Origin of the sequence: Pseudomonas baetica (genome assembly GCF_019733355.1) — a bacterium.
In the GTDB taxonomy this organism is placed as follows: domain Bacteria; phylum Pseudomonadota; class Gammaproteobacteria; order Pseudomonadales; family Pseudomonadaceae; genus Aquipseudomonas; species Aquipseudomonas baetica_A.
In genome coordinates, this window is sequence record NZ_JAIHLQ010000035.1 from 64608 (window position 1) to 73063 (window position 8456).

7 protein-coding genes are annotated in these 8456 nt (G+C 52.0%); all 7 read left to right on the forward strand.

Annotated features, from left to right (window positions below; all coding sequences use genetic code 11):
- Window positions 1–11: 11 nt before the first annotated feature.
- The gene (gene tnpC, locus K5E40_RS26130) at window positions 12–1559 is read left to right on the forward strand and encodes an IS66 family transposase (RefSeq protein WP_115148494.1); all 1548 of its coding nucleotides are present in this window, start codon (window positions 12–14) and stop codon (window positions 1557–1559) included.
- Window positions 1560–1663: 104 nt separating this feature from the next.
- Window positions 1664–2056 (forward strand): DUF6957 family protein, encoded by a 393-nt coding sequence (locus K5E40_RS35760; RefSeq protein ID WP_404942396.1) that lies wholly within the window; start codon window positions 1664–1666, stop codon window positions 2054–2056.
- 289 nt (window positions 2057–2345) lie between these two features.
- Window positions 2346–2597 (forward strand): BPSL0761 family protein, encoded by a 252-nt coding sequence (locus K5E40_RS35765; RefSeq protein ID WP_409339150.1) that lies wholly within the window; start codon window positions 2346–2348, stop codon window positions 2595–2597.
- 284 nt (window positions 2598–2881) lie between these two features.
- Window positions 2882–4015, forward strand: coding sequence for a nucleoid-associated protein (locus K5E40_RS26135; RefSeq protein WP_045060514.1), 1134 nt, complete (start codon window positions 2882–2884; stop codon window positions 4013–4015).
- Window positions 4016–4017: 2 nt separating this feature from the next.
- A complete protein-coding gene (locus tag K5E40_RS26140; protein ID WP_115146710.1) occupies window positions 4018–5280 on the forward strand; it encodes a hypothetical protein in 1263 nt (420 codons plus the stop codon).
- Between the two features lie 375 nt (window positions 5281–5655).
- Entirely contained in the window at window positions 5656–5958 is a 303-nt protein-coding gene (locus tag K5E40_RS26145; protein ID WP_045061356.1) for a hypothetical protein, read from the forward strand.
- A 712-nt stretch (window positions 5959–6670) separates the two neighbouring features.
- Window positions 6671–7996: an OprD family porin gene (locus K5E40_RS26150; protein WP_045061357.1), complete on the forward strand. Its 1326-nt coding sequence runs from the start codon at window positions 6671–6673 to the stop codon at window positions 7994–7996.
- The last annotated feature ends 460 nt before the right edge of the window (window positions 7997–8456 follow it).

The window sequence follows — 8456 nt, forward strand, 5'->3', positions numbered from 1 at the left end:
AAATCCAGGGCATGACTTCCTCGCCCAATCTCGATCAGATGACCCCCGACCAACTGCGCGCCTTCGCGGCGCAGTTGCTGTCGCAGGTTGATTCTCTCGGGCTGCAAGTCGACAGGATGGGCAAGAAGAACGACCGCGACCAAACCATCATCGAGCAACTCACCCACGAAATCGCTTGGTTCAAACGTAACAAGTTTGCCAAGCGCAGTGAGCAATTGAGCCCTGCTCAAGGCAGCCTGCTCGATGATCTGCTCGACACCGATATCGCGGCCATTGACGCCGAGCTGAAGGCGTTGAATCCGCCGGCTGCGTCGGCCGAGCCACGCAAGCAGCCCAAGCGTGTTCCTTTGCCTGCGCAGTTTCCGCGTACCGTGATTTATCACGAACCCGACAACACCCAATGCCCCTGCGGCTGCCAGCTCCAGCGGATCAGCGAGGACGTCAGCGAGAAGCTGGATTACACGCCGGGCGTGTTCACCGTGGAGCAGCATGTGCGCGGGAAATGGGTCTGCCGCGAGTGTGAAACGCTGACTCAGGCACCGGTTCCGGCCCAGGTAATCGACAAGGGTATACCGACCGCAGGGCTGCTGGCTCACGTGATGGTGGCCAAATTCGCCGACCATTTGCCGCTGTATCGCCAAGAGAAAATCTTTGGCCGCGCTGGCCTGGCTATCGCCCGCTCGACACTGGCGCAATGGGTCGGCCAGACCGGCGTGCAGCTCCAGCCGTTGGTCGATGTGCTACGCGAAACGGTACTTGCCGAAGGCGTGATCCACGCCGACGAAACGCCAGTGCAAATGCTCGCGCCGGGCCAGAAGAAGACCCACCGTGCTTACGTCTGGGCCTACTGCACTACGCCGTTTTCGGCGGTCAGGGCAGTCGTTTACGACTTCAGCCCGAGCCGTGCGGGCGAGCATGCACGTAACTTCCTTGGCCAGTGGGATGGCAAGCTGGTGTGCGACGATTTCGCCGGCTACAAGGCAAGCTTCCAGCAAGGCATCACCGAAATTGGCTGCATGGCCCATGCGCGCCGCAAGTTCTTCGATCTGCACGCGACGAACAAAAGCCAACTGGCCGAACAGGCGCTGCACTCAATTGGCAGCTTGTACGAAATCGAACGGCAAGCGCGGGAAATGACCGACGAAGATCGCTGGCGAATACGTCAGGAAAAAGCGGCACCCATTATCGACGCACTACATACCTGGATGATGGCCCAGCGCGATCTTGTGCCCGAAGGATCGGCTATTGCCAAAGCTCTGGATTACAGCCTCAGGCGCTGGACGGCACTGGCTCGATATCTCGAGGACGGCGCTGTGCCCATCGATAATAACGCGGTCGAAAATCAGATAAGGCCATGGGCACTTGGACGCTCGAACTGGTTGTTCGCCGGGTCACTACGCAGCGGTAAGCGGGCAGCCGCGATCATGAGCTTGATCCAGTCAGCACGCATGAATGGGCATGATCCGTATGCCTATCTCAAAGATGTACTGACGCGGCTGCCGACGCAGCGTGCCAGTGAGATTGATCAACTGCTGCCGCATCGGTGGATGCCCGCCTGAGTCACGCAAGGTGACTTCGGCGGACGCTTACGTTTTACGGGCAGCTATGCTGACTGGTGTGATTGATAGTTCGACTCGATTTTTGAAGTGGGTCGGAGGGACGAATGAATCTTGAGGGCCTAGCCGAACTGCTTTCCGGTGGCGAAAAACTACCTGGATGTGAGCTAGCTCATTCAGACGCCTTGGCACTGGTCGGATTTTACTTCCCTGGACGCGCCTATTGTCTAGTCGCTGACTGGACAGTGGTTGATATAGCGGTCTCCCCCCGTCAGTTAAACGCCGTTGCTAGAAGAGGAGTCACTCCTACTTTGGTCAACGCTTTATGTGTTATCCACGATAGCAAAGGACGTTTCCCTCGCGGTCACTGGGTAAGAACTTCATTGGGGGTTTCGTTCACCCATGATTGCCTGTTCGAGACAAAAAACACCGTTTATGTGTTGATGGGACCCGGTCGAAGGGTACGAACAGACCTGGACGTCGCGCAGAGCCTGTACTGAAAGTCACTGGTGCGCAATGTGGCAGTCATCGACGTTCAGCGTTTTAGGTTTCGTCCGCCTCAGCCATCCCTATATTTTTCCGGTGCTTACCAAGACTTAGTGTTGGCCACGTATCAGCAATCGCCCCCTAGAACTTGGCTTGATAGGGGGTAGCCTGTCTACTTCAGAGGAGCCGAGCGGCGTGCTTGCTATAATTCAAACGAATGGTTCACACCCCCAGAATCCTCGGCGATGGCGGTTGGTTTTCTAAGGTTAAGCGCAAATTCTAGCGGAGTGGCAACACATGACTATGCCCTGCGAGCGTACCCGGAGTATCGTCCAAACAGGCGAGTTCTTGCGTGAGCTGTCCAGAGATCAGACTCTCCCAGAATCTGTTCGTCAGCAGGCAAAACGCCTCCTGCGGCATTACCCAGAACCATGGGTGATCTTTGGGATCGGCTCCTTCGAAGAGCTGCTTCAAACAAAGGGTCCGAGCGATCCAACGCGAGAGTTCGCGATAGTGGTCCACACTCCCCAGTTGAGCTCCAGCACTGACGGATAAGGCTGGAAAAACTTCCTCAGACTGAGTCTATGATAGAGACCATGGTCTGTGGCAATCCGCGATGGTGCTGTCCGCGCTTCAACGCTCCGACCCTCGTGTTGATGAACGGCATAGATTCTTATGCTGTATGCATGTACAGTTAATGGGTTCTTGCGGCCTTACTCATTGCCTAAGTGTTGAAGCCCTTAGGCGGTGTCATGTGCCGAGATAAGCCCTGAAGTTTGTTGGGTAAGGTGTTATTTTCAGTGATTCCATATTGATACTATCGGAACGGAATTCGACCTATGATCACACTGAAAACTGCCATTATTCACAGCTTCAAGAAGCTGGCCAAGACCAGCTTTATCTCCGAGGTGGTCAAGAAGGATGTGGCGCTCGATACTGAAAATCCTGCGTTGCATTTTCTGGTCAATGGCATCCACGGCCTCATCGGCAAAGAAGGCAACAGCGTGGTCTATGGACAGTTTGCCAATGATGACCGTCAGGGGCCGTTTCCAGAGCGCTTCACCGCGTTCGTAGAAGTACAAGATGATGAAGCGCAATTTATCGACTTGACCCACTTGGCAATGGACCAACTGGTGGAGCAAGCCGGTAATCAAGTCTTGTCGACTGGTGGACACATCCTTTGCGCCCAGTACACCTCGGGCGCAACCGACTTTTTCCTGGTCGCCAGCATGAAGGAGCGCGGTGGTATTCAGCTGGACGAAAACTATGTGCCGAAGGAAATTCAAGAGGTCGATCTCAACAAGGTTCAGCAGGCCGCCAGGATCAACTTGGCTAGCTTCGTGGCCATAAAGGCTATGGCTGCTGCGGCCGCTGCTGCGCCTGAGCAGGATGAGGATGACGCGGAGGATGAAGTGGATTCAACCTACCTGTGCTTCATCAGCCGCGGCCGTGATAGTCAGGCATCTGACTATTTCATTTCTGCACTGGGTTGTGCGAAAGGAGTGGCCTCCGGACGCGCTACCAAAAATGCCATTGATAACGTTGCCCGGTTTTTTCGCGACAACAAAGCGTTAAAAAGCTTTGGTTATAAGGCCAAAGAGGCGGTGATCAAATATCTGGAGGAGCAGTTGGCCGCAGGTAAGTCCGCACGCCTGGACGCCATCTGCCACGTCGCTGTCGCACACGTACCCGCTGACTTAGTGGATGAAATCGTTGGGCTGAAAGACTATTTGAATAGTGAGAAACATAAGGTGCCGGACGACTTTACGGTCAATGCGAAATCGCTGAAAGAGAAGACCCGTATCAAGGGGGACGCTGCTAACTGGTCGTTGCAATTCGAGCGTGGAGCGTTAGGTAAGGATCCGGCCGCAGACGTTTACTATGATGAGGGACGGAAGAAGTTGACCCTGTCCAATCTGACTGCCGAACTGGTTGGTGTGATCGAGAAAGAATTGCTGGCTAGGGCTGGCTAAGAATGTTTTCCAATGTGGTAGCTCTCTACCGTACCCTCGGAGCGCCCACCATTGAGGATGGGGTCATCCGCTATGAGGGGAGGCCAACGCCCGACATTATCGGTGCGTTGCGAATGTGTGATGACCTGCCCGCAGCTTATGGCAAGTTCGAGCATTGCTCTGAAGAAGCTGACTCTCTCGATATTGAGTTTCGCTTGCCATCGAACGAGTCGGGCCGGTTCTACGCGAACTTAGGCGAGTTTGTCGCTCGCAATGGCTCATTGGGCAAGGGCCAATTTCCGAGCAACGTGTACATTGTTGAGCTCAGTTGGGCGGATAGTGATGACACCGAACCTTCGGCGATTAAGGCGCTCAGGCGCGTCTGCCGGATGATCGAGCTGCTTGCACTGCTAGCGATCGGCGTCGACAAAGACAGCAGTCCAGATGGTTATAACCTGTTTTTTGCCTTGCCTCCCGATGGGGCTAAGCCTCCGAGAACTTTTCTGTTGCCTACCCAGGTTGACGTCAAGGTTCTTGACTATGAGCTCAACCACCTGAGTTTGTTGGAAGAAATACTCAATCGAAAAAACGAAAACAAGGCGCACCTCTCCGAACGAAAATTGATGATTCGGATGGCGGTGGCGAGCGTCATCGAGAAGTTTGAGAGCGAGCCGAATCTGTTCTTGGTGATCGTGCGGGAGTGGCGGGAGGTCCTCGCCACGTACCGTGCGAATCTGCAAACCTACGTCTATAGCTTCTCGTTTGAGCGGGCCCGGCGCGAGGTGGCCCAGGCTGAAATCGACTATGGCACTAAGCTTAGTGGAGTACTGGGCGACATCGCGGGCAAGATGCTTGCCCTGCCGATATCGTTAGCGGGTCTGGTCGTGCTGGAGAAAACAACCTCAAAATTCGAAGGTTTTATTCTTGTCCTTGGGCTAGCAGTGGTCTCTGTGGTTCTGCTTGCGATCCTGCACAATCAAATGCTGCAAACAGAGCGCCTGCTACACAGTTTCAATGTCATCTTCGATGATTTTAAGGACAAGATAAAAACCTATCCCCCAAAACTTCAGGGCTTGCTCAGGATCACCATCGACCAGGTCGACAAGCAGGGCCGAACGCTAACCAGGACCTTTCGCTTGCTGAAGGGGCTGTCCTTGCTGCCAATCGTCGGGGCCTTGCTGCTGGCCGCGATAAAATACTGGGATGGTTTCGTATGGCTATTGATGACCATCCTGTCGATCGTGTTTTCCGCGCTCAACGTAGCCCCGAACTTTCTCAGCCCGTAAAGGCTTTGCCTCATTTCTATGGAAAATTTTAAGGTGAAATAGGATTAGTAAGTTCAAACTGTTGAATAATGATCCACGCTGCCTACAATTGATCGAGGAAAAAATTTATGCTCGCAACAAACAGATGGCAGCTGAGCACGCAGCATCCTCAACGGAGCTGGAGCGTGCGGCGGTTTTCATAAAGGCTGCGCTTTGCAGGAAATCTGGCTTATCCCTCGGCCACGTCGTTTTCAATCGCTCAGTGATGAACGTTAAGAGATGAAAACCCACCATTTGAAACTCCTGAGGCCATCACAGTTGGCAGTCAGCAGGAGCTTGCCACGTAGTCTACGTAATGAAGGTCCCGCGTCTTACATTAGCGACGAGAAATCCCAGATGAGCGTTGAACTGAATGAGGAGGATATGCGCTTGGCGCTATTCGGCTCCCCAAAACAATCCGACCCCGTAGTACTCGCAAAGCCGCAGCCGAGTCCAACGTCCCGACTAAACTCTAAACCGCTATCACTGAAGCTGAGGGTGACACTGCACGTTACCAAGGACTTCGAAGGCGACGTGAGCGTGTTCATTTATGATGCGAACACGCTGAGTACTCTTATCGCGGAACAAGAGGCTAAAAAAGAAGCTAAAAAAAAGAAATTCAAATATTTCGATGTGGTCTCGGTCAAACCCATCCAGTAACTATCGTGTCGTTAAAGAGCGTGCTTCATTGCACTGCTCTTGCTCCCTATGCAATACCACTGACCAGCCAGTTGTTTTCTTGCAGACATTCGTTTGCATGTAACTTGACCAGTATGCGCCGTAATAGGGACTGGCTGATAAAGTCCAAAAGCAACAACTCCAGCAGTATTAAAAAATACTCGGTTTTTTGAACAAGCGGATGGGGAACTCCACAACACTACATCCGGAATATTTCCGCTATTGCTATCCCATTTTGGTTAGCGGCCACCGCCTTCCGGGTACAGCTATTACCGCATCCCAACTTGACCGCGGTCACTGCTTGAATCATATAAAGCTGTGTGATGGTCAGATTGGTCAGGTGAGCCAAAAATCTAAACGATCTCGGTTCGACTTCACTGTGACGATGCATCGAGAACTGATTTCAGCTCCTGAGCATGCGCACTTTCAGGTGTGGATTCGTGCTGCTGGTTAAGAGAATTCCTGAGAAAAGCCCTAGTAAAGGTAGAGCCACCCATCGGTTGGGGGCATGCCGCAAAAGTTAATTTTGAAAAAACAGGCGAACATTACAGAATTGTAATTTTTCAATCATCTCCCCGTTATCTTCAAATTGCAACGATACAAGTCGGCGACGATACGGGAGCAGAAACTGCTCCCGTAAACAATAATTCCAGCCGAAGAGCTTTCTAGTTCTGCCGAACCTAAGGAGTGATTAATGGATAACAATACGAAATTTTCGATGGCCGCTTTGGCGTTGGTTGTCAGTTCTGGGCCTTCTATAGTGTTTGCGGAGGAAAAGACTGGGGGGTTTATCGAAGACAGCAGCCTTACCGTGCTCAATCGAAATTTCTACTTCAATCGTGATCATCGTAACGGTCAATCAAGCCCCACGGGCAATGGCTACTCCGAAGCTTGGTCGCATGCGATTATCAGTAAGTTCGAATCCGGGTTTACCCAAGGCACTGTAGGCGTGGGCGTCGACGCTTTCGCGATGATCGGTTTGAAGCTTGATACGGGTGACGGTCGTAACGGCGGTCGTAGTTCATTCGATGTGCTACCTGTCAATGGCGACGGCGAAGCTCGAGATGAATACACGAAAGTCGGTGGCGCGGCAAAAGTTCGCGCTTTTGACACTGTGGTGAAAGTAGGTGATGTATTTCCCGCCAACCCTGTCGTGGCTTCTGGCGACTCAAGGCTTTTACCGGAAAGTTTCCGTGGTGTGACCGCTACCAATACCAGCATCGAAGGGCTGACAGTTCAGGGTGGTCGCCTGCATGCTATGAGTCAACCAGTCTCCAGCAATATGCGCGACAACTTCGCAACCTTCTATGCAGGCCCAGTTAACTCACCTTGGGTCGGCTATTTTGGTGGCGACTACAATGTGAATAAGAATATTATCGTTAGTCTTTACTCCAGTCGTCTCAAAGACGCCTGGAATCAATACTATGCTGGCACCGGGTTGAACTACTCCTTCTCTGATGAGCTTTCCGTATTCGGCGGTGTGAATTACTACAAGGCCGTTGACGAAGGGAAAAAACTGCTGGGCGAGTTCGACAACAATATTTGGAGCGCTAAGGTTGGCGTGAAGTATGGCGCACACTCACTTGCACTTTCTCACCAGCGAAATAATGGTAACGACGACTTCGACTATCTGCGTCAGTCGGATTCCATCTTTCTCGACAACTCAATCCAGTACAGCGACTTCAACTCGCCAAAAGAACGTTCATGGATGGTGCGTTACGACCTCGACATGAGCTCGTATGGTGTACCTGGCTTGTCGTTTATGACACGTTATGGTCGTGGCACCGACGCCGACTACTCCAACGCCAACGCCACATACATGCGGCGCGATGCGGATGGAAACCCGTTGACCGATCAGAAACGTTGGGAGCGCGACATCGAAGTAAAATACGTCGTTCAGACAGGCTCCTTGAAAGATATGTCCTTCCGCTTGCGACAAATGAACACCCGTGCAACCGCGTTTGAGTCTGATTTGGATGAAGTCCGTGTGATCGTTGAGTACCCACTAGCGATTCTGTAATACCTGAACGGGATAATTCGTTCTTCACGAATATCCCGTTTTCGCTAGAAAGATTTCAAAAATGTAATTTTTCAATCATCTTCATGTTAACTTGAATTGCTTATAGTGAGTGGGAGTTAATAGGAATCTAGCTAGCGCATCTGGTTGGAGTCCTATAGACAAGTAGCTAGTATGTGAAAATCTGAAACTCATCGCTGTTCAGTTAAAAGCTCCAAGCTCACCTTTAGAAGCTCCTTTGGAAAAAGGTGAATTTTTAAGACGTCCCTCGGGGCGTCTTTTTTATGACCGTTAAAACACGAGCATATAAAAAACGCCCGATACCTCTAAGGAAACTCTGAAAAAGGTTTCAAAATCTGGTGAAATATCTCCCATCACATGAGCTGAACGGTTGATCCCCCCATGAAGCAGATTTCTTTCGCCGATGCCGAGTACGCAGGTAAACGTAAGCGAACCCGCCGTG